Here is a 25729-nt window from a genome sequence, read left to right as displayed (position 1 = left end):
TTGTATTTACTAGTTTTTGTTCATTATTTCAATACACGAGCTACAATAAATGTGTCCTTCTAGTTCAATATACTTTCTTATATTAGTCATACCACTTGGCGGAAATGGCATATGAATCCACGCTTTTTCATACGTTTGTATTTCTTTCCCGCATGATTTACAAAGGATTGGTTTCTTCTTGAACATATGTAATTATCCTTTCATTTTACGTGCTTTGCCTGCGCAAAAAGCACTGCTTAGTAAAAATAGTGTTGCAAATATAATGCTCACCAATGTCGCGTATGGGATTGCTCCTTTTAAGGAAAAGCCGACAGTGATGGAAGCGACGAATAAGAGGATGAATGTTGTTGTTAATTTTTTGTATAGTTCCATAATGAATCTCCTTTTTAAGAAGTATATAGTGTCATCTATCTGATACATATGTGGAAACTATTCCTGTAGAGTGAGTAATACCACCATCAGGCATAATAGCATACAATTTTAAAAAGTTAATATCGAACCCGTAAGCGATGCATTGAAAAAGGGATAATATAATTAAGAATGGTATAATGGGTACGTATCGTTTTATATTTTGAATCATGAAAAGCTCCTTTATATGGATAAATATACTTATATTGTATCATGTTGAATTCTTTGATTCATACATAATTTTACAATGAAATGAAAGGAAAGATAAAAAATGAGCGTAACCGAACATAAAAAACAAGCGCCAAAAGAAGTGCGTTGTAAGATCGTGACGATTTCCGATACACGTACAGAAGAGACAGATAAGAGCGGACAACTATTACATGAATTGTTAAAAGAAGCAGGCCATACAGTGACATCTTATGAAATTGTAAAAGACGATAAAGAAAGTATTCAGCAAGCAGTTTTAGATGGTTATCATAGAGAAGATGTAGATGTTGTATTAACAAATGGCGGTACTGGCATTACGAAACGCGATGTGACGATTGAAGCAGTATCAGCGTTATTACATAAAGAAATTGTTGGATTTGGTGAGTTGTTCCGCATGATTAGTTATTTAGAAGATATCGGAAGCAGCGCAATGTTAAGTAGAGCGATTGGTGGTACAATTGGGCGCAAAGTAGTCTTCTCGATGCCAGGATCTAGCGGCGCAGTTCGTCTTGCGATGAATAAATTAATTTTACCAGAATTAGGTCATATTACATTTGAGTTGCATCGCCAATGAGTAAGTGGGCTGGAATTGTATTAGCGGGCGGTATGTCGAGTAGATTCGGTGAGCCGAAAGCATTAGCAAGCTGGCAAGGGAGTACGTTTATTGAGCATATTTTGAAAGTGATGACAAGTGCGCTCCAAGAAGTTGTAGTCATTAGTCATTCCGATATAAAAGAGCGAGTAGAGCAATTCGTACAAGTTCCTGTTATCGAAGATATTCCGCATTATAAAGGGGACGGACCACTTGCTGGAATTGTATCAGGAATGGAATATATAGAAGCAGATTGGTACGCTATTATGCCTTGCGATGCGCCAAATGTTTCGCAAGAATGGTTTACCATTTTGCTCGAGCAAACGAGCAAGGAATACGATGCGGTTGTACCTATTATTAATGGAAGGAAACAACCGTTACTTGCGGCGTATCATAACCGCGTGAAAGAAAAGATTTATGCTTTGCTTCAGGAAGAAAAAAGAAGTATGGGTCAGCTTTTATCACAATGTAATGTGAAATATATTGCTGGTGAAGATGTACAAGCAAATGCGGATTGGTTTATAAATGTGAATACGAAAGAAGAATATGTGCAGGCTCAAAAAGACCTTTCAAATGAATGAAAGGTTTTTTGGTATACAGAAATTGGGGAACAATTACTGTATAAAGGTATGTGAGTAAGTTGATTTTAAGGGGGATTTCTTAAAATCACTATACAGTTAAAATACTGTATAACCATATTTTAATTTTTATGGGTTTTTATTACAAGTCTATTTAGTTATGTTTATTTTTGTTATAATGAATATAGGAATAAAGTGATATTTCACCTTGTGTATTATTTATCCGACTTTAATGGGCAGTAAGACCCCCACCTCAAAATTCAGGAAAAGCAAAGAAGTTAGGTGGGGGTCGGGCTGCCCATAAAAGTCCGATTGGTTCAACTAATAATCAGTGGGGGATGAAGAAAACCCCCACTGATTAAAGTTTCACTTTATTTAAGTAAAGTTTACAACTGTGTAATAAACTCCCTTCGTTTTTTTGAAGGGAGTTTTTCTATTTAAGCAAGTAACTCTGATTCGTTATGCTGAAGGACTTCTTCATATTGGTTAAGCAAGCCACGAAAGATCTCATCCCAGCTTTTTGATTTCGCATAAGATGAAGCTGCTATTCCCATCTGCTCCAGTTTTTCTTCACTTTGTAATAAAGAATAAATGGATGATAGAAATGCGTCCTCATTTTTGGGCGGACAAAGAACTCCCGTTTTTCCATCTGTAATAATATTTTTAACTCCACCACTATTTGCACCGATGACAGGTGTGCCGCATGCAAGCGATTCAAGTACGACATTTCCAAATGTTTCAGTAGTTGATGGAAATACCATCAAGTTAGAACAAGCATATGCTTCAGCTAAATCCACGCCTTGTAAATAGCCAGTAAAAGTGACATTTGTTTTCGAAACATCTTCACGAAGACTTGTTGCTAGAGGACCGTCTCCTGCGATGAGCCAATGAATATCGTTTCGAGTATGCGTTGATTTAACGATAAGATTTTGCAACGTATCAATATCTTTCTCAGGAGCAATCCGTCCAATATAGGAAAGGACGTACTTCGCTGTAATATTATATTTTTTTCGGAATAGGTCTGTATTATAAGCTGGATGAAAGAGATTGCAATCTACACCACGTCCCCATATGGAGAGGGCCTGAAAGCCTTTATGTTTTAATTGATGTAATGTTTCAGGGGATGGAACGAAATTTTTTTGCATATGACTATGAAACCATTTTAAATAGTTCCAAAGCATATTGGAGAGAAATTCGATTTTGTAATAACGTAAATAAGCATCGAAATCAGTATGATAAGAACCGACAACTGGTATGTTTAACTTTTTTGCATAATACAATCCACAAAGTCCCATGTTGAAAGGTGTAGCAATGTGAATCATGTCAGGTTTAAAGGAAAGAAGTTCTCGTTTAATGCGCGGAGTAGGAAAAGAAAAGCGACATTCTGGATATAATATTGTTAACGGGATACTTCTCATCTTGTTCACATTCGCTACGAAATTATCTTCAGCTGTATGCTGAGGAGCGAAAACAGAATAGGCGATTTTTTCTTTCTGAAAATATCGTGTTAACCGCTCTAACGTCTTCGCAACTCCATTCACTTGTGGCGTAAAAGTATCGGTAAAAATGGCGACTCTCATCATATCACTCCTTTATGTGAAAAGTGGGATGAATTGATAAAAAGAGATGATGCCAGAGCAAGTGCCGAGGCACATACCGACGAATACATCAGACGGATAGTGAAGCCCTAAATAAATGCGCGAAATACCAACGCATAATGCTAACGGTAATAGGAAAATAAGTAAGCTTGGATCATAGCAAATAAATGGAATAAAGACAGAGAAAACAGCTGTTGTGTGACCAGACGGGAAAGAGTGGTCTTGTAATGGATGGACTGGATATTTTGCATCTTGAATTGTTAAATAAGGACGTTTTCGTGGATACCATCTTTTTAATATTTGCACAGGGACATGGCTAATTGCTAACGAAATAGCAGTTGCAATTGCAGCTTGGTGCAAAGTTCCATCTGCGAAAATTAAAAAGAACAGTGTGAGTGCGATGGAGAAAGTCGCGCCACCGATATGAGTAATATTGCTGAAAAAGACGTTTAACGTTTTTTGATCAAAGTATCGGTTAATTCCTTTGAAAATGTAACATTCTATTTTATACAGTCCACTGACCTTCATGAAAATTCTCCTCCCTCGTTTACATATATATGGAGATATTAGCTTTTATTTTAATAAGATTTTGTTGAGGGAGTAATAATGTTTTGTAAAGAAAAAGTTAGATTTTATATAAAAAAGCTGCCAGTGTTATGGCAGCAGTAAAATCATTTTTGTAGTGATTTATAATATTGACCTTTTTCAACGTATTGCGTGCGAATTCGCTCCATGTCTTTACGGTCTTCCTCTGTTAATTCACGAACGACTTTCGCTGGACGACCGAAAGCTAACGTGTTTGGCGGGATTTTCTTTCCTTGTGAAACGAGGCTGCCAGCACCGATAAAGGCTCCTTCGCCAATTTCAGCACCATCTAATATAATAGATCCCATTCCAATTAAAGCATCTTTTTTAATATGACAGCTATGTAAAATAACTTGATGCCCAACTGTAACGTCATCTTCTAAAATAAGAGGATACTGTGGGCTTTGGTGGAGTGTACATTGATCTTGTACATTTACCCGGTCTCCGATGATTGTTGGTGAAACATCGCCGCGTATGACTGTATTAAACCAAATACTTGATTCTTCGCCAACGGAAACATCACCTGTAATGGTAACGTAGTCAGCGATAAAAGCACTACTCGCAATTTTCGGATTTTTTTCTTTATAAGGATATATCATGTAAAGCCTTCCTTTCCTAGAGACTAGTTTCAGTGTATCAAATTATGAAAAAGAGTGAAATGGAGGAGGTTCGTATGTGGAATTACGAAGCGGAGGAAGCAAAGGCTGTAATCGTTATTGTGCACGGCGCGATGGAATATCACGGACGTTATGAAGCCGTTGCGGAAATGTGGAATCATAACGGCTACCACGTCGTGATGGGAGACCTTCCGTCACATGGAACGACTTCAAGAAATAGAGGACATATTGATTCATTTGATGAATACATAGAGGAAGTTAAATTATGGGTGAAAGAGGCAAGAAAGTATAGGTTACCTATTTTTATATTCGGTCATAGTATGGGTGGTCTTATCGTCATTCGTATGATGCAAGAAACGAAGAGAGAAGATGTAGACGGTATTATTTTAAGTTCGCCATGTTTAGGTGTATTAGCTGGACCTTCTGCACCGCTGCAAGCTGCCTCAAAAATATTAAATATTATCGCTCCAAAATTGCAATTTGCAACGAATCTTACAGTGGAAATGTCAACTCGTAATCATGAAGTGAGAGATGCGATGGAGAATGATTCATTGTTCTTGCGCAAAGTATCAGTACGTTGGTATAGTGAATTGATTAAGTCTATCGAAATTGCCCATAAGAAAATAGATGATTTTCCAGATGTTCCGCTCTTGCTAATGCAAGCATGTGAGGATAAACTTGTAGATAAAACACGTGTCCGCACTTGGTTTGATAATGTTAAAATAAGTGATAAGGCTTTTAAAGAATGGCCGAATTGTTACCATGAGTTATTAAATGAGTATGAGCGTGATGAAATTTTGAATTATATTCAGTCATTTACTGAAATACGCATCAATAACATAATAGAAACAAATAAGTAAATTATTTGTACATTGAATAGAGGAGATGAAGGAAGAAGTGAACGTACCGAGTAATCCCATAACGCTCATGGCGAAAGTATACCGTGATGTGTTTCCGGTTGTACACCATGAGCTAGCGATGTGGAAAGAGCGTGCCTACCATATTCCGAATGATGAGCTTCATAGTCAGGCAATCGCAAGTATTGAGCATAAAACGTTTCATTGCGAAGGCGGTGGTATTTTAGCGCTATTAGCAAATGAACACCGAGAGGAATGTATTCGTTTTATCGTAGCGTATCAAACGATCAGCGACTATTTAGATAATTTATGTGATCGCAGTACATCACTTGATCCAAATGATTTTGCCGCGTTGCATGAATCTATGTTAATGGCATTATCACCTGAAGTAGAAGGTGGCGGTAATTATTATCGCTATCGTGATGATCAAGATGATGGTGGTTATTTAGACGAACTTGTTGAAACATGCCAAGATGTTTTAAAGAAAACGAAGCACTATGACAAAATTGCTCCTATTCTTCATGAACTTGCTTGTTATTATTGTGATTTGCAAATTCATAAACATGTAAAATTAGAAGAAAGAGAACCACGATTACAAACATGGTTTGAAGCGCATAAAGAAAACTTACCGGAGATGAGTTGGTTTGAATTTTCAGCATGTGCTGGTTCTACACTTGGAATCTTCTGTCTTGTCGCATATGCCTTTCATGATGAATTACATGATGAAGATATTGCGAAAATTAGACAAGGATATTTTCCTTACGTACAAGGACTTCATATTTTACTTGATTATTTCATTGATCAAGAAGAAGACCGTATAGGTGGAGATTTAAATTTCTGTAGTTATTACGAAAACGAGCAAGTGATATTAGATCGTATGAAACATTTTGTAGAAGAAGCAGAGAAGAGCATTGGTGACTTGCCTCATGCGAAGTTTCATCGCCTTATAAGCCGAGGATTACTTGGTATTTATTTATCAGATCAAAAAGTATCAGCACAAAAGAATATGCACAAAATGGCACGGCGCATTGTAAAATACGGGGGTCTCACTTCACGATTCTTCTATTGGAACGGGAAGATGTACCGAAAGAAAACAGCGCAGTGATGAAGAAAACCACTCATGTAGAGTGGTTTTTTGTTATAATATGGTAAAGGTGGTGGCGAAATGAAGCAATTATTTCAAAAGCTATATGACCATATTGAAATAACGTTACTCGTGCTACTTTCCGTTTCATTTGTAACTGGAATGTATATGATGATGAATAGGCCAATTGGTCCTACTATGATGGATTATGTGCCACAAGTAATTATTGGCACAATTATTATAGTAGATATTGTCTTTTTAATAAGTGGTAGAAAAAAAGAAAATAGTAAATAAAAAGCATTTGTACACGGTAGTACAAATGCTTTTTCACTATGAGCGTATTTTTGAAAATACATATATAAGAAGTTCAATCGCAAAAATAACTAATACAGATAGTCCAAATAAAGGCATGACAGCGCCTAGTATAACCATCATGATAAAGAAAACGATTATGCTTTTCTTATCTCTTTGCTTTGGCGGTGCTGCTAATTTTCCTTTCGGTTTTCTTGCTAACCACATTTTTACTCCGTAATAAATGAGAAGTAATAAAGATAATGTCGTTAGTAAGCATAATATTTTATTGGGCCATCCGAATAAATGACCTTCGTGAAGCGGGATACCGTAAGTGAACCATTGTGCAAATAAGCCATAATCACGATAGTCCGTTTTGGAAATAAGTTCTCCGCTATATTGATCAAAGTAAGCTGTTATTTCTTCATTTGGTGCCACATCCATGCCCGTAATACCAGAACCGCTTGATTTTGAAACGGTGAATACACCTTTCGGATCAGTTGGTAGTGAAATAACGTATGGCTTCTTTATTTCAATTCCTTTTTGTAATGTATCAACTGAAATTGCTTTTGGCTCATTCGAATTCGATTCAGGAGGAGCTTCTTTTCTAGTTGCCCACGGCAATTCTTTTACCTTTGATTCAGGCGGTGCCATATACAACTTTGGATATCCGATCGATTCATTCGACGATGCAATTTTATAAATTTGGTTACCCATAAATCCTGACCATGGCAATCCAGATGCAACTAACAAAACGAGAGGAATTGTAAATATAATACCGATAATAGAATGACGTCGTTTTGCTTTTTCTCGCTTATTGGATGCCGGTGTGTTTTTGAATTGGCGTATACTCATATAGAGCCCAGTAGCAATTAAGAAGATTGTCCAACATGCCGCAAGTTCTACAGTATAGTTGACGACAGTGCCACCAACTAAAAGAGAACTATGTAATTCACGCATTATATTCGCAAACGTTTCACTTGCATTTTGATCCCCAACAATTTGATTATTGCTATCTAAATACACATACTTTTGTTGTCCCGTATATTCATTTGCAATCGTAAGTCTCGTATTATAATCCCCATTAAACTCACTAATTTTCGTCACACTATAATGTGGATATTTTTTCTCTGTTAAGGAAATAGAATCAGCCATCGAAATAGATTCTGTTTGAGCACTCTTCCCAAAATATAAATCTTTATAGATGAAATCCTCAACCTCTTCCCGAAATAAATACCCAATTCCGCTCAGTGACAACGTAATAAGAAGCGGTGTAATAAAAAGCCCAGCATAAAAATGCCAACGCCAAAAAATGTAATGAAGCGAACGATTTACTTTCATACTTTCAGTTCCCCTAACCTTCCCTATATGAATAACTACTTATTTAATATAGCGAGATTAAGTGTGATTACTTTGAAAGAATTGTGAAGAAAGTTAAAAGTTTTTAGGGATTTTATTGATGAGACATATAATAAGTAATGTTTGCTTTCAGACGACCTTAATAACTGCTTTTTTTGTTCTATTTATTAAATCTATTATGTATTTTATATTTTTTAGAGGGGAAAATAAATTAAGTGAAACCAATAAATAAAAATACATTCTATAGATTGTAGCGGAATCCTTTACGGATATTGTAAAAACAATTATTTTGTTTTTGAGATCTTCTCATTGATAAAAAGAGTAGATTTAGGAAAGGGAAAAATAATGAAACTAGGTTTAGCCTTAGGCGGTGGCGCTGTACGGGGGTTAGCACATATTGGTGTATTAAAAGTATTAAAAAAGCATAACATTCCAATTGATTTTATTGCAGGAACAAGTATGGGAGGAGCCATTGGTGGATTAATTGCTGCTGGCATTGATGTCGAAGAAATTGAAGATTTTATTCTTACTACTACACCATCGTATCGCATGGTTGATTTTGGGATTGGAAAAAGGGGACTCGTGGCAGGAAATAAATTATATGGAATGCTACTTCAATTTTTAGAGCAAAAGGGATTAGCTAATATTCAAATTGAGCAACTGCCTATTCCATTTCGTGTAGTTTCCGTAGATTTAAAAAAGGGAAAAGCTTTCATTTTTGAACAAGGAAATTTAAGTTTAGCTATTCGAGCAACGACATCCGTTCCGGGACTTTTTATACCTGTAAAGCACGAAGAGAAAGTATTAGTGGACGGAGGGATACTTAATAATTTGCCAACGGATATCCCGCGAAAAGCAGGAGTAGAAATTGTACTTGCTGTAGATGTGGAGAGGGAGCATGAGGAAAGAGAGCCAAGAAGTATAATTGATGTATTAAATCGCTCCTTATCTCTTATGATGGTTGAAATGAGAAGGAAAAACCTTCAGTTTGCAGATGTAATTCTTCGTCCAAGAGTAGGGCAATTTCAAGCATTTGATATTACAAAGATTAAAGAGTGTATAGAAGCTGGAGAACAAGAGGCTGAACGAAAAATCATGGAAGTAGTTTCATTACTGAATAAGTAAAATCGAAATAGATGATGAGGAGTTGGCTTTAATGACAAACATAATAAAAAAAGGATTGGCATTAGGGTTAGGAATGATAGCTACTACACAGGAACAAGCTAAAAAAATAGCGGATGAATTGGTGAAACGAGGAGAACTAAGTCAAGAGGAATCTAAAGAGTTTGTTAAAGAGATGTACGAAAAAGGAAAAGAAACCAAATTAGAGCTGGAACAGCTAATCAATACAAAAACAAAAGAAGTATTAGGGGAATTAAATCTAGCAACTAAAGAAGATATTCAACGATTAGAACAGCGTATTGCAAACATAGAGAATCAGAAAAATAAATTGGAGTAAGTGTGTTATGAGGAGGATGTATGATTCTTGAAAATAAGAATACGACACATTCAACGTTATCGTGATATTGCCATGGCCTTTTCTCGTAATGGATTTGGGTTGATTGTTAAGGAATTGGGACTTCAAGACTTACTTTCATTTCCTAAACGATTTAATAAGGTAGAACAACAAGAAATTCATTTGAAAACAAAAGCTGAGCGAATTCGATCGTTCTTGGAGGAATTGGGTCCCACCTTTATAAAAATAGGACAAATTGCTAGCACTCGACCGGATTTAATTCCGGCCGATATCATTCATGAGTTAGAGCAACTTCAAGATAAAGTATCTTCTTTTTCTTACCAGGAAGTAAAACAGATTATTGAAGAGGAATTAGATTGTGCGATAGAAGATATATTTGAAGAATTTCAAGAAAATCCTTTAGCTGCAGCTTCTATCGGACAAGTCCATTATGGGCTATTGAAATCTGGTGAACGAGTAGCAATTAAAATTCAACGTCCTAATATTGAAAAAATCATTGAAACCGATTTAGAAATTTTACAGCATTTAGCGGAACTAGCTGAAATTCGATTAGAGTGGGCTGCTAGATATCAGCTACGCGATATAATTGAAGAACTCTCTAAATCCCTTCGAGCTGAATTAAACTACACAATAGAGGGGCAAAATGCAGAAAAGGTAGCTCACCAATTTAAGTATAATCCTAATATTTGTGTTCCGAAAGTATATTGGGATTATACAACTTCAAAAGTACTGACTATGGAATACATAGAAGGAATAAAATTAAATGAATTAAAAAAAATGGATAACCAAGGACTAAATCGCAAGGTACTAGCTGAACGGGTAGTTCAATCTATCCTTCACCAAATTCTAATTGAAGGCTTTTTTCATGGTGATCCCCACCCTGGTAATATCATTTTTTTACCGGGTGAAGTTATTGTTTTTATGGACTTTGGTATGGTTGGAAGTCTTAGTCCTGAATTAAAACAGCATTTAGCGTCGTTAGTTATTTCTATGATGCGCCAAAATACAAGAGGGGTTATCAAAGCAATTACACAGATGGGTTTGGTACCTGATGATGTAAATATGAAACAACTGACAGCGGATGTGGAGTATCTAAAGCAAAACTATTATGATGTCCCTTTAAGCCAACTTAGTCTTGGTAAAGCTGTTCAGGAACTGTTTAATATTGCATATAAACATCATATTCAAATTCCGTCGGATATAACTTTATTAGGAAAAACTCTACTTACTATTGAGGGGCTGGTGGAAAAGTTAGATCCCGAACTTAGTATCCTTAAAGTAGCTGAACCTTTTGGTCGTCAATTATTAAAGGAACGTTATCATCCAAGGAAAGTTACAGAGGATGTACTAGACTATGTAATAGAAAATGGAGAAATTTTGATTCAACTACCAAAACAACTCAAAGAATTAACTGCCGTTATGCAAAAGGGGAATATGCGTATAGCCATAACGATCCCAGAATTGAACCTGTTTTTAACTAAATTAGATCGTATCAGTAATCGGCTTTCATTTAGTATTGTATTACTTTCTTTTAGCATCATCATGGTTGGGCTTATTATTGGTTCGTCATTGAGTAGGAAATCCACACTTCTTTGGAACCTACCAGCCATTGAAATTGGATTTGGAGTAGCAATCTTGATGTTTCTTTGGTTGTTATATTCTATATTTAAATCAGGGAAGTTCTAAATTTGTATTAACTTGTATAATCGTTAGAAGATATGAACCTGTTTAAGTGGGAATTTACTCTATATCTAATTTTTATTATAAATGGAACCTATTTACGCTTTCTAAATAAAACAATTAAAGCTGGTAATATTGTTAAGGCACAGAATAAAGAAAGTGTTGTGTCTATAACGGTTGTAATACCAAATTCACGTAAAACTGGGAAGTTAACAAAAATTAGTGTTGAAAATCCAACAATTACTGTCAATCCAGAAGCAGTAATAGCTTGCCCCACCTTTGAAAGAGAAACACGAATTGCTTCTTGAGCAGGCAACCCTTTTTCTTCTTCTTCATGGAATCTTTCCATAATAAGAATAGTAAACTCCGTTCCAATTCCAAGTACAAGACAGCTAAGAGCAGTTGTAAGTGGATTATATGAAATATCGAGTAATTTTAAAGCGCCAGGTGAGAAACCTAATACTAAAATAATTGGTATCAACGGATATAACGCATGCTTTACGCGACGATACACAATTAATAAAGATAGAAAAATAATTGAAAGTCCCGCACCTATCATAAGCTCCTTATTGGCACCGATATTATCAATACCATAAAGCATCATAACTTGTGCACCCGCAGGCTTGATTTTCACACCATCTATCGCTTTCATATCTTTCGATATGTTATGCATCAATTTCAATTGCTCAGCAGAAGAAAGGTCTGGATTCACTTGAAATTGAATGGTTGCATATTTTTTATTCTCACTCATAACAGTTTCTTTTAATGAACTTGGTACGTTTTCAAGTTCATTTTTTACTTGCGAAGGCGAATCTGGTAATGTATCTTTCCCATTGATTTGTAAAATAACACTAGGAAGCGAGATAACGTCACTCACATCTTTATATTTATTTTCAACCTTTTTACTTTCCTCTTGCACCCAAGTCATCACGTTCGGTTCCGTGACATCCTTCGCTTCTACTAAATACGTAATATACGTTGTAGATCCAACTATCTTTTGTAAATGCTTTGTATTTTTTAAAGTTTCCATGTTCTGTGGAATCATTTTGGTTAAATCTGTTTCCGTCGGTATAGACTTTTCTGCCATAAACCCAAGGCCAGATAAGATAACTGAAACAATTAAAATAGGAATTGCCAGTTTCATTGCCAGATTAGCATATTTATTTAAGAAGCGTGATAACATTGTGCTTTTATCTGTATTGCTTTTAAGTTTAGGTGCTGCTTTTTTACGATCTAATAAGTAGAATGTTGAGAACATCAATACTAATTCAACAACATAACAGAATAAAACACCAATAGCTAGAGTTAATCCAAATTGTTGCATCATTGGCGCTTTAGATAAGAACATTGTTAAAAAACTTAAGGCCATGATAACAACCGCAATCCCAACACCAGGTCCAATGTGGCGGACTGCATTTAGTGTTGCAAGTTCCGCTTGAAATTGACTATCTCCAAATTCCTCTTCGTATCTATTATGGAATTGAACACCAAAGTCAGTACCGAGACCAATAATAATTGGTAATGTTGCCATGGTTGCGAGTGTAATTGGGATTCCAGCCCATCCCATGAAACCAAATGTCCATATTAGCCCAATTAATACGAAGCCTAATGAAATAATACGTCGTCTAACAGGGAAGACAAAGAATAATACAACAATCATTAATATAATTGCTAAACCAAGCATAATCCCTAAAGTCGTGATAACTTCTTCTTGTATATCACCAAGGATAGCTGGCATTCCAGCTACTTTGACTGTTACACCCGAACCGAAATTTGTCTTCTCGATCAGTTCATTTAGCTCTTTATTTATACGTACATAGGTAGTCATTTCTGTATTATCGGATGTATGAAGCTGAATGATAACATATTTCCCATTTTCAGGGATAAGTTGTTTGAATTGTTCTGGTACTTTGCCTTTATCAGAAAAAATAATTTCATGAAGTAATTCATTATTCATATTCTGGACATTTGGTAGAGCCTTAATAATATCTCTTTGCATATTGTCTTTTTGTTGCTGTGTTAAGATGCCTTGTATATACTTTTTGACTTCATCGTTTTGTTTTTCAGTTAAAACAGCTTGCGTGATTTGCTCTTGTTCGTCACCTGTAGGAGTATGACCTAACGCAAGCATTTGTTTTTGTATTTCTTGCATTTGTTCAGGAGTAAGTTGTTGTTGAATGAATGCACCCATTTTTTCACGTTGCTCATCAGTTAGGCTACTTTTTACGCTATTATTAATTTCATTCATTTTTTCGCTTGAAATAGAATTTTTCAAAGATGTTTCTAATTTTGTATTTGTTTCTTCTGTATTGAATGCTGAAAGTGAAGGAGAAGGAGAAGATAACATTTCATTTAATAAACCGACATAGTGAGTGGATCCCGTAATATCGTTAATACCTTCTGCTTTGTTTGTAAATTCTACAACTGCTTTGTTTGTTTCTTGTGAAAGTAATTTATCGCTATCCCCACTAAGCACCACATATATACCATCTCCACCAAAATGTTTTTGGTACGTCGTAGTATCTTTATAAACATCTGATGTATTACTTATAAATACATCGTTTCCCATCTTCATCTCAAGTTTTGTTATACCAAATGAGAAAAAGATTGTTAGACATAATATAAATGCAATATTAATCTTTGCGTACTTGATAATAAAATGTCCAATCTTATCAAAAATCTTATTCATGTTTTAGTTCCTCCTTTGCTATGTTCCTTAATCTAGCATTGGTTTTGGAGGAAATCGATGAACAAAAATGAATATGTGTCTTAAAATAAGACGTTTATCTTATTTTGGTTTATTTATCAGAAAATTATTAATTATATAAATTAGTTCTTCTTTTGAAAATGGATATTCATTATTTACCCATTTTTTTATAATTTCAAAAAATCCACTACAGTAGAAATCACATATTATTTTTGGGTAAACAGAGTTTCGAATTTGCATGGAAAGTAGGTCATTATATTTTATTGAATTTTCATATAAAATTTCCGAGCCAAGTTGAATTAAGTTGTCGTATAATTCACGGCTATTATTTTTAATCGTAACGTTAAAAAATAAAGCACGATTAACATCTATATATTTGATTACTTCCTCAAATAATGTGTGTTCTAACTCTAAACCTTGCTTTGTTTGTTCAAAGAGGTTTCTTGCGATAGTATTTGCTGCATCACTAAACAGTTCATACTTGTCATCATAATAACGATAGAAGGTACTTCTGTGAATCATTGCCTTTTCGCAAATGTTATTTATTGTAATGGATGAGAATGGTTTTTCTCTTAATAAATCCATGAATGTATTTTTTATTAAAACTTGTGTACGTGAGCTAGTGAGATTACCCAAGTGATTTATCCTCCTTATATTTGAAGCGTAGTACCGCTTTAAATTATACTGGTTTTAATTGGCTAATTCTTATTTTTTTAGTATGTCTTAATAAATCAAGATTTAGAATTCTTTTTCCTACATAAAGATTTAAAATATGGTGTATAGAACTGATAACTTCATGCAATGTAATTAGAGTATAGGAATCTATGTGTTCAGTCACATATTAAGTATTCAATAAAAGAAATCCTATAACAGTAATATAACATTAGACAAAAGAGAGTGAAAAAGTTAATTGAAGAGGACTTTAAATTTGAATATGGAGTAGTGGAAGGGTTTCAATGAAACGTATGAATATAAAAAACTCCCAGTTTCCTGGGAGCCGAAGTATAATATCTCAATATTTTTGAGAGCGTATTGAGAGAAGCGTAATTATACTATCGCATGCTTTTCAATTTATCATAATGAATATAGGAAATCGATAGACAAAATATTAGATTTGTATCAAAATGAGACAGGTATCTCAAAAAGTTTTGTCTTCAATAAATTTTAATTTATAAGGAAACCGCCTCTTTTGCATTGATTTTTTCATTTAGGTTAAGGGTTTGGGTTCGAACAATTTCCTACATACATCCTAACAACCGCTTTCGCAAGACATTGAGAAGAATCAACAAAATCCTCACTCGCCACCACATTCAAATCGGTACATGCGATAATTGCCGTATCAACTTCCTCTCTCAATTGTAAAACGAGCGCATTCCACAATTCGCGAGCTTCTTCAACCTCTCCATATTTAATATAAGTAATGATTTGATTAATCATTTCCTGCCATGTTTCATGATGAATGTACTCTATATCACGTTTTGTAATCCCATCTTGGTAAATCCCAGCTTGAACAGTTGCTTCCGTTGCAAGAAGAGCGACTCTTTTTACGTTTTTAGGAATTATTTGTAACGTTTCATCGACTATATTTAAAATCGGAATGGACAGAGAATGCTGTAATTCCTCGAAATAAAGATGCGCCGTATTACACGGCATAGCGATAAAGTCTACGCCAGTACTTTCAAGTTTTTGTGCGCCTTTAATAATCGCTTTTTTCATCGCTTCGTGATCAATAGGGCGATCCATATAAAACGGTGTTGGGCACGAGTAAATCATCATATGAGGAAAGTCCATATCATGTTTTGCTCCGTATATTGTTTGGCACTTTGCTACAACTGTATCGACGAATGGCCCAGTTGATTTTGGTCCCATTCCTGCTAGTATTCCGATCATTGTTTTGTCTCCTTTAATATGTAATTAAAAACGTTTTTTGCGAACGATAAACAGAAATAAGGTAAATAATAAAAATGAATATACGATAGCCCAAGCTGTGAGCCATAGCGTGTGAGTCAGTATATTATATTTGTATTGTCCAAGCATGAGAAAGCTTTCGACAGGTGGTAAAAACCATAGTAACGCTTGCATAATGCCTGTTTTTTGTTTCATACCTTTTGAAAAATTTCGTACAACGGAATGCCTTGCATGAAGTAAATGAAACCTTTCAAGAAGCAGCGGAATTTTATCTTTTACATATTTTGTTGATAAACCGTGAATGCGACCGAGATGATATAGATAATCTTCTAATGTAAAACGAATCCCTTCAGGAAAATGTTCAGGTACATAACCGATTTGTATATGTTCTTTCCTTTGAATTGTCCCTGCCGTATGTGAAATAAAGCCTGCAATTATTTTGAGTAGAGTACTTTTTCCAGTCCCGTTCCCGCCAACAATGGCGAGTGCTTCTCCTTCTGGAATGGATAAATCAATGTTGTCTAGTATAAGTGATTTGCCGTACTTCTTTTGAATTCCCCTTAGTTCTACTAGCAAAGTTCTATCCTCCTATACAGTGTATATATCCATTATATAGGAGAATAACAAAAAGACGTGCAATAAGTGCACGTCTTTTTTTGTTATGTTTTGTCGATAAGTCGATATAGTGTGTCGAATCGTCGATATATTTAGCGCTTCTCAATCGCCACAATAAATGGCGGGTTATTTTGTTGGTTAATGAAGCCGTAGCGCAGTACGTGTGCTTGTTTTTGGTCTAATTCTTCGGCAAATTTGAGAACAGCGTCGCGTTCTACTTGTCCTTCTGGATGTCCGTGGTAAATAACAAGGACGATGATTCCTTCAGGTGCAATTACTTCTAGTAATTGTTCGATCGCTGAAATTGTTGAGTTCGGTTTTGTAACGATATGCTTGTCTCCGCCTGGAAGATAACCTAAGTTGAAAATTGCGCCTGTTACTTTTCCTTTTGCATCTTCTGGTAGTACGGATAGAAGTGTATCGTGACTATCGTGAACTAAAACAGTGCGTTCGAAAAGTTCTTTTTCTTTTAGACGAGTTGTTGAGCTTTCAATTGCCTCTTTTTGAATATCAAATCCAAATACTTTTCCGTTATCTCCAACGATTTCAGCTAGGAAGCAAGTGTCATATCCGTTTCCTAAAGTTGCATCTACAGCATAATCGCCTTCTTTTACTGCCGTTTGCAAGAGAGTGCGAGCAAACGGTAATACACGTTCTAATTTCATTTTTGTTTCTCCTCATTTGCATATTTTCCTTGCCAGCTTCCGCGGCGTACAAATTCTGCATCGATGGAATTTAATACTTCCCATTTATTTAAGCTCCACATTGGACCAATCATTAAATCAGGTGGACCGTCACCTGTGATACGGTGCACAATTATGTCTTCTGGAATCATTTCAAGCTGGTCAACAACGAGACTTACGTAATCTTTAAGAGAAAGGAATTCTAGTTGTCCTTTTTCATATTGCTTCACCATTGGCGTTCCTTTTAATAAATGAAGTAAATGAATTTTAATTCCTTGTACATCAAGCTTCGCTACTTCACGAGCTGTTTCCATCATCATGTCGTAATCTTCAAGAGGAAGACCGTTAATAATATGAGAACAAACTCGAATGCCGTGCTTACGCAATTTATTTACGCCTTCAACGTAAGAAGGATAATCGTGAGCACGATTAATAAGATTTGCAGTACGTTCATGAACAGTTTGTAATCCGAGTTCAACCCAAAGATATGTGCGTTTATTTAAGTCCGCTAAATATTCAACAACATCGTCTGGTAAACAATCTGAACGAGTTGCGATAGAAAGACCGACAACGTCTTTTTCAGCTAGAAGCGGTTCGAATTTTTCTTTTAATACGTCAAGTGGTGCATGTGTATTTGTGTAAGCCTGAAAATAAGCGATACATTTTCCATCTTTCCACTTTGAGCGCATTTTTTCTTTCATTTCATGATATTGCGTTATAACATCATCGCGGCGATCGCCAGCGAAGTCACCAGATCCAGCAGCACTGCAAAATGTACAACCGCCATAAGCAACTGTACCGTCACGGTTCGGACAATCGAAGCCAGCATCTAATGAAACTTTAAAGATTTTTTCACCAAATTCATTTCGTAAATGGTAATTCCACGTATGATAACGTTTATTGTCGTTTGTATATGGAAAAGGGTTTTGAACCTTCATTACTTTCCCTCCTAAGCCGAGTCAAAATGAAACAAAATCCATTATAACATACTCATAAGGTTCATATGGAAGGGACACACTAAAGGGGAATTGAAGCAAGGAGGGACAATTATGGCAGAGCGTCAATCACTTGAATCGTATATTACACAAGCGGAACAAGCGGTGGAATATGCGAAAGAACAACTAAATCTTGGTATGAGACAAGAGCATTATAATACGATGGAGTATTCGGATGCGCAGTTACAATTAGAACAAGCATATAACGATTTACAAACGATGCAACAACATGCAAATGATGAGCAACGTGAGCAATTAAATAGAGCACGTATGGCAATTCGCCAATTGCAACATCAAATGATTATTACACCGCACTAATAAGGAGTGAATGTAATGGCGAAACGTTCAGATCAAAATAATCCAGAACAAAAAACGCAAAATGGACATAACGCTGAGTTTTCAAATGAACTTGATCCAGTTGTTCAAGTGAAACAGCGCAACAGTAAAAAAGGACAACCTCAAAAATCGAAACAATCAGAGTAAACCAGGTCGCAATATGACCTGGTTTTATTTTGCTATATGACAATAATGTAAGATTTCTGTAAGGTTTGTCGATAGTTGTAAGACTACATTTCCAGTAGAGTAGGGGAGGATTAAATTTTGGACAAGGAGTTGCTTTATGGGGAACAATATGACAAACAAACGAATTGATGAGTTAGATTACATTCGTGGCTTCGCATTACTGGGGATTATTTTAGTAAATATTCTTGCACTACTTAACATTAAAATCCCGGATCCTAATACAGTGGATGCTAGCTATCAAAGGTTTTTATACTTATTTGTAGAAGGGCGTTTCTTCTCAATCTTCTCATTCTTATTTGGAGTTGGATTCTATATCTTTATCTCTAGAGCAATTGCAAAGGGGAAAAATGGATATGTTTTATTTTTCCGCCGCTTAGTTGCACTATTTATTTTCGGTTTGATTCATCAAATGTTTCAGCCTGGAGAAGCACTAGCGTTATACGCAATTTGCGGGTTAATCGTTTTACCATTTTATAAGGCGAAAAAACAAGTGAACTTAGTCATTGGTCTTATTTTGACAATAGCTTTTAGTGTAATGGGAGTTAAAGAATTATTACCACTTGGCTTAATTTTATTAGGGCTTGCTGCAGGACAATATCGTGTATTTGAAAATCTTACGCAGAACATAAAGAAAGTCGCTATTTTTACAGGTATTATGTTTGTTTTAAGCGTAATAGCTGTATGGTATCAATATGGGCACGTTCCTGCTGAACCATTTATAAATGGGATAGTGGAAATTGAAGATGGAACAGTGGATGCTGCAAGCCAATTTTTAAAAATTGGTATTACAGTTGGACCAATTATTTCAGCTTTCTATGTTGGAGCATTAATTTTACTACTTCAATTAAAACCAGTTCAAACATTGTTAGCGCCACTGAAATATTATGGTCGTATGGCTTTAACGAATTATATCGGTCAAACTGCAATGATTTTAATCGCAGGAAGTGTATTTAATTTTGTGGAAAACTTAACTTACATGCAGACGTTATATGTATGTATCGCAATTTATACAATTCAAATTGTGTTTAGTGTAATTTGGATGAAAATCTTTAAAATGGGTCCATTAGAATGGATTTGGCGTGTTATTACGTATTGGACGGTAACACCTTTAAAGAAATAAAGAGAGAAGTGGGCTGTTCCTTTTGTGGAACAGCTTATTTTTATTGTCATTTTTCGTCGATAAGTCGATATATTTTGAAAATCGCCGATATATTTGGAGTTACGGTCGATATATTTGAAAAATCACCGATATAATTTCATTTACCAATTCAATATGTTACTAGTATTAATAGCCAAGCTTACAAGTACACCTTTGTTATATTACAAAAGTGTAAGGTAATTGTAATGTTAACAAATAGCAGTTCATCTCCAAAAGGCGCAAAATAGGTAATGGAAAAACAAGCGTAGGAGGATATATATGACGAAACCAGTTGTAGACGTGAAAAACGTTCAAAAAGTGTACGGTAAAAAAGGTGAGAATCAATCACATGCATTAAAAGGTGTATCATTCTCAATTCAAGAGGGTGAGTTTGTTGGGATTATGGGACCATCTGGTTCGGGTAAAACGACATTATTAAATGTAATTTCAACGCTAGATAAAGCAACGGGCGGCGTTGTTGAAATTGCAGGAACGGATATTACACAAATGAAGCAAGGTGAGCTTTCAGATTTCCGTTCACAAAAATTAGGATTCATCTTCCAAGACTTTAACTTATTAGAGAACTTATCTATTTACGAAAACATTGCACTTCCACTTTCTCTTCAAGGTGTCTCGTCGCGAAATATTGGGCCAAAAGTAGAAAAGGTAGCAGATATGTTAGGCATTTCAGCAATTCTTCAAAAGTATCCATCTGAAGTATCTGGTGGACAGAAACAACGTTCAGCAGCGGCGCGCGCACTGGTGCATGAACCTGCAATTATTTTAGGGGACGAGCCAACAGGAGCGCTTGATTCTAAAAATGCAACGAGTTTACTTGATGCGATGACAAACTTAAATAAAGATCAAGGTGTATCGATTATGATGGTTACACATGATCCGTACAGTGCAAGTTACTGTCAGCGTATTTTATTCATTCAAGATGGTGAGCTATATAAAGAAATTCACCGCGGTGGTACACGTGAAGAATTTTATAAAGAGATTTTAGATGTGCTTGCAGACTTAGGCACACAAAAAGCGTAAGAAAGGAGGCTCCAGTATGTTATTTAAACTTTCCATGTCAGGACTGAAAAGTAAGCTGAAAGATTACATCGTCTTACTTGTCGGCCTTGTCATGTCGATTTCAATTTTTTATATGTTTCAAACGTTAGCTCTAAATAAAGCGTTTATTGAATCTAACTCAGTTATTCAATCAATTGGATTTGTATTCCAGGCAGGTTCATTTTTACTTGCTATTATAACGTTCTTCTATATTTTATATGCGAACTCTTTCTTATTATCTCTTCGTCAAAAAGAGTTTGGTATGTATATGATGTTAGGAGCAAAAAAGCATAAAGTTACATTACTTATGTTTATCGAAACAATCGTATTAGGCGCTGCGTCTCTTGCGATTGGTATTACAGTTGGTGTAGGACTTGCAGAAGGTATCGGTCAGTTATTAATGAAACAATTAGAATTTGCTGGTGAAGGCTATAAAGCATTTTACCTTCCATCAATGACTGTTACTTGTATCTTCTTCTTCGCACTATTTGTATTATCAGCAATTATGAATAGTATTAAGTTATCACGTATTTCTGTATTGCAACTTGTACATGCAGATGCACAAACAGAACGTGTTGCGGTAAAAGGAAAAATGACAGGTGTAGTTGCATTCCTTGCGGTTATTTTATTAGGTATTGGATATGCATCGATGATAAATATGGAAACGTTAAGAGAAATGGGAATCCTTATTGCATTAATTACAACAACAGCTGGTACTTACATGCTATTTGGCTCACTTCTTCCAGTCATTATTAAAAAGTTAAAAAGTAATAAAAAGCGTAGTGAAAAGGGACTTAACGCTTTTACATTTGCACAATTAAACTTCCGTATTAATAGTTTAACAAAGGTACTTGCAACAGTAGCAATGTTAGTTGCTCTTGGAGCCGGTGCAATTTCAGGTGGTATGGCATTTAAAAATAACGTTATAAAAACGGTTGATGGATTTGAAATTTATGATTCGATTATTCATAATCCTACAGCTGAAGAGAAGAAAATTTTAGATGGTATATCATTTAAAAATAAAACTGAGTATCGTTATAAAGTAGACGACAAATATATTTATTATGTAAAAGAAGATTTAGAGAAACATAAACCATTCATTCGAGATGGTGTAGGGAAGGAAAGTTTCGGTAAATATAAAGAAGTTTCAGGAGAAGCTCCAGTAGGTACAGTAGCAGGAGCAGTGCAAGATCAAAATGAAAAAGCAATGCCTGAAGAATGGGAAGAGGCATTTAGAACAATTCAACCATACTATATATACAAAGATCATGCCGTTAAAATTGTAGATCAAAAAATGTACGATACTGTAAACGGTAAAGAAGGAATCGTATTTATTGGAAAAACAGACGATTTCGTAGCATACACAAAAGAATGGAAAAAACTTGACGAGTTGCAGCTAGTTAAATATAAAAATATAAAAGCTGAACAAATGAGTAGTAAATATCAAATGTATGACATGTTCTACGGTCTTGCGAGCGGGACAGTATTTATGGGATTCTTCCTTGGAATTGCGTTCTTAGCAATGATGGCAAGCTGCCTAATGTTTAAAATTCTTTCTGGTGCATCAAAAGATATTATACGTTATCAAATGCTTCGTAAAATCGGTGTGCGCCGTGAATTATTAACAAAATCCATTTATAAAGAGTTATTCTTAGTCTTCCTATTCCCAGCGATTGTAGGTATCGCTCACGTATTAGTTGGTATGAATATTTTCGGATTTATTTTAGTTGATCCGTACTTCCGTATTTGGGTACCAATCGTAATTTTCGTAGTTATTTATGCGATTTATTACTTCATTACAGTTCAATTGTATAAAGGAATTGTTCTTCCGAAAGAAGATTAATAATAAAAACCGAGCAAAAACGCTCGGTTTTTATTATTTTCAGAAAAAACACTTCAATGTTACTGAAATGTATAATATAATGCAAATAAGTAACATAATATAAAAGTAGAAGCAGCTGGAAAATGAAAGGAGGAATCCGATCTGTAGAAAGAGGCTGAACTTGTATCCCCCCTATTATTCCTACCCCTACTGTATTTGCACAATTATAAATTTCCAAACCTAAAAGTATATTGTAAAAATAATGGATAATACATGGAAATCTCATAGCCTGATAAGGTAAAATGGACAACATGATGAGAAAATTACCGTTCATAAGATGAGGAGAATACATGTATGGAAGTTGTAGAGGCATTAAAAGATATAAGCCAAATTGAGGCTATGAAAAAGTATTTAAAAGAGCACTCTCAGCGAGATTATCTTTTATTTGTTATTGGAATTAACACTGGATTAAAGATTACTGAGCTACTTAGTATGAAATTTGAAGAGATATTAAATGAAGATGGAACTGTTAAAGAGTTTTATTCTCTTCCTGTGAAAGATGAAAAGTTTAAACAAGATATTTATTTAAATACAAAAGTAAAAGAAGCACTTTTAGAGTACGTACAATCTATTGATGTGAAAAGAGAAAACTACGTATTTCAATCTAATAAAACGAAAAATTCAATTACTCGTCAACAAGCGTATCGTGTAATTCATAATGCTGCTGAAGCGGTTGGGATTGTTGGAAAAATTGGAACGAACTCAATGAGAAAAACATTTGGATTTCACGCGTACAAAAGGGGAATAGCAATTGCGCTATTGCAAAAGCATTTCCATCACGCGACACCTTCAGAGACATTAAAGTATTTGGGAATCTCAAAAGATGAAGAATTTAAAACAGAGATTGATGTAGATTTGTAAAAGCCGTAACTAAAAACTTTAGGAGGCGGAAATTATGAATATTAGAGAGAGTGAATTACCGGGCATTGGATGTAAATTTGAAGTTATAACAAAAGGTAATGAAAAAATGGTTATCGTTATTCATGATGATGGCCGAAGAGAAATGTATCATTTTGATGCAAATCATGATGAAAGTATTTCAAGCATTTCTCTTCGTGATTCTGAAGCGAGACAAATTGCAGCTATATTAGGCGGAATGGTATATAGACCACAAGCGTTAGACACAATTGAGATGGCTTTTGAAGGATTATCAATTGAATGGTTTAAGGTGGAGAATCATGCACCAGTCTTACAAAAAACAATTGGTAGCTTACATGTCAGAAAAACATATAACGTAACGATTATTGCTATTTTAAAAAAGAATATGAAGAAATTCTTTAATCCAGGTCCAGACTCTATTATTGAAGCTGGCGATATGCTCGTGTTATCGGGTGAAAGACATGAAGTGAAAAGAATTATTAATGAATTGCTTTCATCAGGAGGTGATTCATAATCGATGGATACTTTAATCTTTGAAGTTGGAACTGCGTTAGTATTAGTAGCTTTTGCAGCTATCCTCGCTGCGAAGTTAAAGTTCTCGATTATTCCGTTTCTCATTATACTCGGTATGTTAGTGGGGCCTCATGCCCCCGATTTAGGACTTATCGATTTAAGGTTTATTGAAAGCGGAGAAGTTATTTCCTTCCTCGGCCGTGTTGGCGTCATATTCCTCCTATTCTATTTAGGCTTAGAATTCTCAATAAAAAAATTAATTAAATCAGGAAAATCAATTGCTTTTGGGGGGACTGTCCACATATCACTTAATTTCATATTAGGTTTGCTTTATGGATATGTTATGGGCTTCCCCTTATTAGAGACGTTAATTATTGCTGGAATCATTACAATTTCATCGAGTGCAATTGTTGCAAAAGTAATTGTTGATTTAAGAAGATCTGGTAATAAAGAGACTGAATTAATATTAGGAATCATTATGTTTGATGATATTTTTTTAGCTGTATATTTATCAGTCGTTTCAGGGTTAGTACTTGGTGGTGCAACATCATTTGTAGGTGCTCTTACATCGGTGTTAATCGCAGTAGGATATATGCTACTATTCTTTGTAATTGCTAGAAAAGCTACGCCGTTTCTAAATAAAATATTAGATATTTCGTCAAATGAAATTTTTATTATCGTAATATTCGCTATTTTATTCTTTGTAGCAGGATTTTCAGAAACGATTCATGTTGCTGAGGCGATTGGAGCATTATTGTTAGGACTCGTTTTTTCTGAAACAGAGCATAGCGATCGGATTGAGCATCTCGTCGTCCCGTTTCGTGATTTCTTTGGAGCTATATTCTTTTTCAGCTTCGGTTTAAGTATAGATCCGTTTTCACTTGGAGGAGCAGTGTGGTTGACGTTAGGAGCAGTTCTTATTACACTCATCGGTAATTTTACAGCTGGAATGATGGCGGGACGTAAAGCCGGGTTATCGCATAAGGCTTCTACGAATATCGGTTTAACACTCGTATCACGCGGAGAGTTCTCCATTATTGTAGCGAATATCGGCATTGCAGGAGGCTTAATGGCAGCGATTAAACCGTTCTCTGCTTTATATGTTTTAATATTGGCATCGTTAGGACCGTTATTAACGAAAGAGTCTGGGAGAATATACTCGCTACTAGATAAGGTGTTTAAATGGAGTGCGAAAGAACGTGCAAAGCGAGAAAAGGAAGTTGGATAGTATAAAGAGGCTGCATGAACTTCATGCAGCCTCTTTATATATTGTTACTGTTGTCGTTTTTTGTCGGTAAGTCGATATATTTTAATAATCGCTGATATATTTCGAGAATCGTCGATATATCTTAATAATCGCTGATATATTTCCAAAATCGCCGATATATTTTCAAACAGCAATCAATATAATTTCATTTACCGACAAACCATTATCTGAATTTCATCAACTATTAATCAGTTGCCTTCCTATTTAAAAACGACTACAATTTTACTG

The 25729-nt window shown here is 35.2% G+C and carries 29 protein-coding genes; 16 read left to right on the top strand and 13 right to left on the bottom strand.

What is annotated here, in order from left to right:
* Nucleotides 1-9: 9 nt before the first annotated feature.
* From RTP99_RS16105 to RTP99_RS16095, 3 genes are read right to left on the bottom strand one after another with little or no spacing between them, the layout of a single operon-like run.
* Nucleotides 10-186, bottom strand: a complete 177-nt coding sequence (locus RTP99_RS16105; RefSeq protein WP_000473608.1) for a hypothetical protein — start codon at nucleotides 184-186, stop codon at nucleotides 10-12.
* A gap of 6 nt (nucleotides 187-192) precedes the next feature.
* Nucleotides 193-372, bottom strand: a complete 180-nt coding sequence (locus tag RTP99_RS16100; protein WP_000424803.1) for a hypothetical protein — start codon at nucleotides 370-372, stop codon at nucleotides 193-195.
* Nucleotides 373-403: 31 nt separating this feature from the next.
* On the bottom strand, nucleotides 404-580 hold the full coding sequence (locus RTP99_RS16095) for a hypothetical protein (RefSeq protein ID WP_011040774.1): 177 nt from the start codon (nucleotides 578-580) through the stop codon (nucleotides 404-406).
* Nucleotides 581-679: 99 nt separating this feature from the next.
* Here RTP99_RS16095 and RTP99_RS16090 point away from each other — a divergent pair, with 99 nt between their 5' ends.
* The gene (locus tag RTP99_RS16090) at nucleotides 680-1189 is read left to right on the top strand and encodes a MogA/MoaB family molybdenum cofactor biosynthesis protein (protein ID WP_000117138.1); all 510 of its coding nucleotides are present in this window, start codon (nucleotides 680-682) and stop codon (nucleotides 1187-1189) included.
* Nucleotides 1186-1788, top strand: coding sequence for a molybdenum cofactor guanylyltransferase (locus RTP99_RS16085; protein ID WP_000049469.1), 603 nt, complete (start codon nucleotides 1186-1188; stop codon nucleotides 1786-1788). Before RTP99_RS16090 ends, RTP99_RS16085 begins: the two co-directional genes overlap by 4 nt.
* A gap of 434 nt (nucleotides 1789-2222) precedes the next feature.
* On the opposite strand, the gene RTP99_RS16080 is transcribed toward RTP99_RS16085, so the two are convergent.
* The 3 genes from RTP99_RS16080 to RTP99_RS16070 form a co-directional block, all read right to left on the bottom strand.
* Nucleotides 2223-3365, bottom strand: coding sequence for a glycosyltransferase family 4 protein (locus tag RTP99_RS16080; protein WP_001261615.1), 1143 nt, complete (start codon nucleotides 3363-3365; stop codon nucleotides 2223-2225).
* Nucleotides 3366-3377: 12 nt separating this feature from the next.
* Nucleotides 3378-3911: a phosphatase PAP2 family protein gene (locus RTP99_RS16075; protein WP_000868590.1), complete on the bottom strand. Its 534-nt coding sequence runs from the start codon at nucleotides 3909-3911 to the stop codon at nucleotides 3378-3380.
* Between the two features lie 143 nt (nucleotides 3912-4054).
* Nucleotides 4055-4567, bottom strand: coding sequence for a gamma carbonic anhydrase (locus RTP99_RS16070; RefSeq protein ID WP_000640209.1), 513 nt, complete (start codon nucleotides 4565-4567; stop codon nucleotides 4055-4057).
* Between the two features lie 74 nt (nucleotides 4568-4641).
* On the opposite strand from RTP99_RS16070, the gene RTP99_RS16065 reads away from it, so the two are divergent.
* Genes RTP99_RS16065 through RTP99_RS16055 form a run of 3 tightly spaced genes read left to right on the top strand, consistent with a single transcriptional unit; the run spans nucleotide 4642 to nucleotide 6820 of the window.
* Nucleotides 4642-5445: an alpha/beta hydrolase gene (locus tag RTP99_RS16065; RefSeq protein ID WP_000267430.1), complete on the top strand. Its 804-nt coding sequence runs from the start codon at nucleotides 4642-4644 to the stop codon at nucleotides 5443-5445.
* Nucleotides 5446-5482: 37 nt separating this feature from the next.
* The gene (locus tag RTP99_RS16060) at nucleotides 5483-6547 is read left to right on the top strand and encodes a tetraprenyl-beta-curcumene synthase family protein (protein WP_001102457.1); all 1065 of its coding nucleotides are present in this window, start codon (nucleotides 5483-5485) and stop codon (nucleotides 6545-6547) included.
* A gap of 60 nt (nucleotides 6548-6607) precedes the next feature.
* Nucleotides 6608-6820, top strand: coding sequence for a hypothetical protein (locus RTP99_RS16055; protein WP_000811312.1), 213 nt, complete (start codon nucleotides 6608-6610; stop codon nucleotides 6818-6820).
* Between the two features lie 36 nt (nucleotides 6821-6856).
* Here RTP99_RS16055 and RTP99_RS16050 read toward each other — a convergent pair whose 3' ends face one another.
* Entirely contained in the window at nucleotides 6857-8158 is a 1302-nt protein-coding gene (locus tag RTP99_RS16050; protein ID WP_000867815.1) for a PepSY-associated TM helix domain-containing protein, read from the bottom strand.
* A 363-nt stretch (nucleotides 8159-8521) separates the two neighbouring features.
* Here RTP99_RS16050 and RTP99_RS16045 point away from each other — a divergent pair, with 363 nt between their 5' ends.
* The 3 genes from RTP99_RS16045 to RTP99_RS16035 all read left to right on the top strand — a co-directional run bounded on the left by RTP99_RS16045 (nucleotide 8522) and on the right by RTP99_RS16035 (nucleotide 11339).
* Nucleotides 8522-9301, top strand: a complete 780-nt coding sequence (locus RTP99_RS16045; protein WP_000765974.1) for a patatin-like phospholipase family protein — start codon at nucleotides 8522-8524, stop codon at nucleotides 9299-9301.
* A gap of 31 nt (nucleotides 9302-9332) precedes the next feature.
* Nucleotides 9333-9635 carry a phasin family protein gene (locus RTP99_RS16040; RefSeq protein ID WP_000181752.1) on the top strand — a complete coding sequence of 101 codons (303 nt, stop codon included), beginning with the start codon at nucleotides 9333-9335 and terminating at the stop codon, nucleotides 9633-9635.
* A 72-nt stretch (nucleotides 9636-9707) separates the two neighbouring features.
* Complete coding sequence (locus tag RTP99_RS16035; protein WP_046648559.1) at nucleotides 9708-11339, top strand: ABC1 kinase family protein; 1632 nt, start codon at nucleotides 9708-9710, stop codon at nucleotides 11337-11339.
* 88 nt (nucleotides 11340-11427) lie between these two features.
* Here RTP99_RS16035 and RTP99_RS16030 read toward each other — a convergent pair whose 3' ends face one another.
* The 6 genes from RTP99_RS16030 to mnmL all read right to left on the bottom strand — a co-directional run bounded on the left by RTP99_RS16030 (nucleotide 11428) and on the right by mnmL (nucleotide 18184).
* Nucleotides 11428-14022 carry an efflux RND transporter permease subunit gene (locus tag RTP99_RS16030; protein ID WP_001033158.1) on the bottom strand — a complete coding sequence of 865 codons (2595 nt, stop codon included), beginning with the start codon at nucleotides 14020-14022 and terminating at the stop codon, nucleotides 11428-11430.
* Nucleotides 14023-14121: 99 nt separating this feature from the next.
* Nucleotides 14122-14625, bottom strand: a complete 504-nt coding sequence (locus RTP99_RS16025) for a TetR/AcrR family transcriptional regulator C-terminal domain-containing protein (RefSeq protein ID WP_085965937.1) — start codon at nucleotides 14623-14625, stop codon at nucleotides 14122-14124.
* Between the two features lie 627 nt (nucleotides 14626-15252).
* Nucleotides 15253-15930 (bottom strand): aspartate/glutamate racemase family protein, encoded by a 678-nt coding sequence (locus tag RTP99_RS16020; protein ID WP_000579335.1) that lies wholly within the window; start codon nucleotides 15928-15930, stop codon nucleotides 15253-15255.
* A 24-nt stretch (nucleotides 15931-15954) separates the two neighbouring features.
* Nucleotides 15955-16524: an ATP-binding cassette domain-containing protein gene (locus tag RTP99_RS16015; RefSeq protein WP_011040773.1), complete on the bottom strand. Its 570-nt coding sequence runs from the start codon at nucleotides 16522-16524 to the stop codon at nucleotides 15955-15957.
* A 131-nt stretch (nucleotides 16525-16655) separates the two neighbouring features.
* Nucleotides 16656-17228, bottom strand: coding sequence for a tRNA 5-(aminomethyl)-2-thiouridylate-methyltransferase MnmM (gene mnmM / locus RTP99_RS16010; RefSeq protein WP_000764501.1), 573 nt, complete (start codon nucleotides 17226-17228; stop codon nucleotides 16656-16658).
* Nucleotides 17225-18184: a tRNA modification radical SAM protein MnmL/YtqA gene (gene mnmL, locus RTP99_RS16005; RefSeq protein ID WP_000868014.1), complete on the bottom strand. Its 960-nt coding sequence runs from the start codon at nucleotides 18182-18184 to the stop codon at nucleotides 17225-17227. Before mnmL ends, mnmM begins: the two co-directional genes overlap by 4 nt.
* Before the next feature lie 111 nt (nucleotides 18185-18295).
* Between mnmL and RTP99_RS16000 the strand changes: the two genes are divergently transcribed.
* The 8 genes from RTP99_RS16000 (at nucleotide 18296) to RTP99_RS15965 (ending at nucleotide 25462) form a co-directional block, all read left to right on the top strand.
* Entirely contained in the window at nucleotides 18296-18559 is a 264-nt protein-coding gene (locus RTP99_RS16000; RefSeq protein WP_000840873.1) for a YtzC family protein, read from the top strand.
* 15 nt (nucleotides 18560-18574) lie between these two features.
* Nucleotides 18575-18724, top strand: coding sequence for a hypothetical protein (locus RTP99_RS15995; RefSeq protein WP_001129344.1), 150 nt, complete (start codon nucleotides 18575-18577; stop codon nucleotides 18722-18724).
* 136 nt (nucleotides 18725-18860) lie between these two features.
* Nucleotides 18861-19883, top strand: a complete 1023-nt coding sequence (locus RTP99_RS15990) for a DUF418 domain-containing protein (protein WP_000527875.1) — start codon at nucleotides 18861-18863, stop codon at nucleotides 19881-19883.
* A gap of 297 nt (nucleotides 19884-20180) precedes the next feature.
* A complete protein-coding gene (locus RTP99_RS15985) occupies nucleotides 20181-20942 on the top strand; it encodes an ABC transporter ATP-binding protein (RefSeq protein ID WP_000165859.1) in 762 nt (253 codons plus the stop codon).
* Between the two features lie 16 nt (nucleotides 20943-20958).
* Nucleotides 20959-22803, top strand: a complete 1845-nt coding sequence (locus RTP99_RS15980; protein WP_000897780.1) for an FtsX-like permease family protein — start codon at nucleotides 20959-20961, stop codon at nucleotides 22801-22803.
* A 333-nt stretch (nucleotides 22804-23136) separates the two neighbouring features.
* Nucleotides 23137-23703, top strand: coding sequence for a tyrosine-type recombinase/integrase (locus tag RTP99_RS15975; protein ID WP_000454214.1), 567 nt, complete (start codon nucleotides 23137-23139; stop codon nucleotides 23701-23703).
* A 34-nt stretch (nucleotides 23704-23737) separates the two neighbouring features.
* Nucleotides 23738-24235 carry a cation:proton antiporter regulatory subunit gene (locus RTP99_RS15970; protein ID WP_001026055.1) on the top strand — a complete coding sequence of 166 codons (498 nt, stop codon included), beginning with the start codon at nucleotides 23738-23740 and terminating at the stop codon, nucleotides 24233-24235.
* A 3-nt stretch (nucleotides 24236-24238) separates the two neighbouring features.
* Nucleotides 24239-25462: a cation:proton antiporter gene (locus RTP99_RS15965; protein WP_000380185.1), complete on the top strand. Its 1224-nt coding sequence runs from the start codon at nucleotides 24239-24241 to the stop codon at nucleotides 25460-25462.
* Nucleotides 25463-25729 lie beyond the last annotated feature (267 nt).

It is taken from the genome of Bacillus sp. (in: firmicutes), assembly GCF_031983925.1.
GTDB classification, from domain to species: Bacteria; Bacillota; Bacilli; order Bacillales; family Bacillaceae_G; genus Bacillus_A; species Bacillus_A pacificus.
This window is presented reverse-complemented; position numbering and strand designations above follow the sequence as displayed.

Coding starts and splice junctions, on each gene's coding strand:
- RTP99_RS16105 (WP_000473608.1), bottom strand. CDS start 186: ATGTTCAAGAAGAAACCAATCCTTTGTAAATCATGCGGGAAAGAAATA.
- RTP99_RS16100 (WP_000424803.1), bottom strand. CDS start 372: ATGGAACTATACAAAAAATTAACAACAACATTCATCCTCTTATTCGTC.
- RTP99_RS16095 (WP_011040774.1), bottom strand. CDS start 580: ATGATTCAAAATATAAAACGATACGTACCCATTATACCATTCTTAATT.
- RTP99_RS16090 (WP_000117138.1), top strand. CDS start 680: ATGAGCGTAACCGAACATAAAAAACAAGCGCCAAAAGAAGTGCGTTGT.
- RTP99_RS16085 (WP_000049469.1), top strand. CDS start 1,186: ATGAGTAAGTGGGCTGGAATTGTATTAGCGGGCGGTATGTCGAGTAGA.
- RTP99_RS16080 (WP_001261615.1), bottom strand. CDS start 3,365: ATGAGAGTCGCCATTTTTACCGATACTTTTACGCCACAAGTGAATGGA.
- RTP99_RS16075 (WP_000868590.1), bottom strand. CDS start 3,911: ATGAAGGTCAGTGGACTGTATAAAATAGAATGTTACATTTTCAAAGGA.
- RTP99_RS16070 (WP_000640209.1), bottom strand. CDS start 4,567: ATGATATATCCTTATAAAGAAAAAAATCCGAAAATTGCGAGTAGTGCT.
- RTP99_RS16065 (WP_000267430.1), top strand. CDS start 4,642: ATGTGGAATTACGAAGCGGAGGAAGCAAAGGCTGTAATCGTTATTGTG.
- RTP99_RS16055 (WP_000811312.1), top strand. CDS start 6,608: ATGAAGCAATTATTTCAAAAGCTATATGACCATATTGAAATAACGTTA.
- RTP99_RS16050 (WP_000867815.1), bottom strand. CDS start 8,158: ATGAAAGTAAATCGTTCGCTTCATTACATTTTTTGGCGTTGGCATTTT.
- RTP99_RS16045 (WP_000765974.1), top strand. CDS start 8,522: ATGAAACTAGGTTTAGCCTTAGGCGGTGGCGCTGTACGGGGGTTAGCA.
- RTP99_RS16040 (WP_000181752.1), top strand. CDS start 9,333: ATGACAAACATAATAAAAAAAGGATTGGCATTAGGGTTAGGAATGATA.
- RTP99_RS16035 (WP_046648559.1), top strand. CDS start 9,708: ATGGCCTTTTCTCGTAATGGATTTGGGTTGATTGTTAAGGAATTGGGA.
- RTP99_RS16030 (WP_001033158.1), bottom strand. CDS start 14,022: ATGAATAAGATTTTTGATAAGATTGGACATTTTATTATCAAGTACGCA.
- RTP99_RS16025 (WP_085965937.1), bottom strand. CDS start 14,625: ATGGATTTATTAAGAGAAAAACCATTCTCATCCATTACAATAAATAAC.
- RTP99_RS16020 (WP_000579335.1), bottom strand. CDS start 15,930: ATGATCGGAATACTAGCAGGAATGGGACCAAAATCAACTGGGCCATTC.
- mnmM (WP_000764501.1), bottom strand. CDS start 17,228: ATGAAATTAGAACGTGTATTACCGTTTGCTCGCACTCTCTTGCAAACG.
- mnmL (WP_000868014.1), bottom strand. CDS start 18,184: ATGAAGGTTCAAAACCCTTTTCCATATACAAACGACAATAAACGTTAT.
- RTP99_RS16000 (WP_000840873.1), top strand. CDS start 18,296: ATGGCAGAGCGTCAATCACTTGAATCGTATATTACACAAGCGGAACAA.
- RTP99_RS15995 (WP_001129344.1), top strand. CDS start 18,575: ATGGCGAAACGTTCAGATCAAAATAATCCAGAACAAAAAACGCAAAAT.
- RTP99_RS15990 (WP_000527875.1), top strand. CDS start 18,861: ATGGGGAACAATATGACAAACAAACGAATTGATGAGTTAGATTACATT.
- RTP99_RS15985 (WP_000165859.1), top strand. CDS start 20,181: ATGACGAAACCAGTTGTAGACGTGAAAAACGTTCAAAAAGTGTACGGT.
- RTP99_RS15980 (WP_000897780.1), top strand. CDS start 20,959: ATGTTATTTAAACTTTCCATGTCAGGACTGAAAAGTAAGCTGAAAGAT.
- RTP99_RS15975 (WP_000454214.1), top strand. CDS start 23,137: ATGGAAGTTGTAGAGGCATTAAAAGATATAAGCCAAATTGAGGCTATG.
- RTP99_RS15970 (WP_001026055.1), top strand. CDS start 23,738: ATGAATATTAGAGAGAGTGAATTACCGGGCATTGGATGTAAATTTGAA.
- RTP99_RS15965 (WP_000380185.1), top strand. CDS start 24,239: ATGGATACTTTAATCTTTGAAGTTGGAACTGCGTTAGTATTAGTAGCT.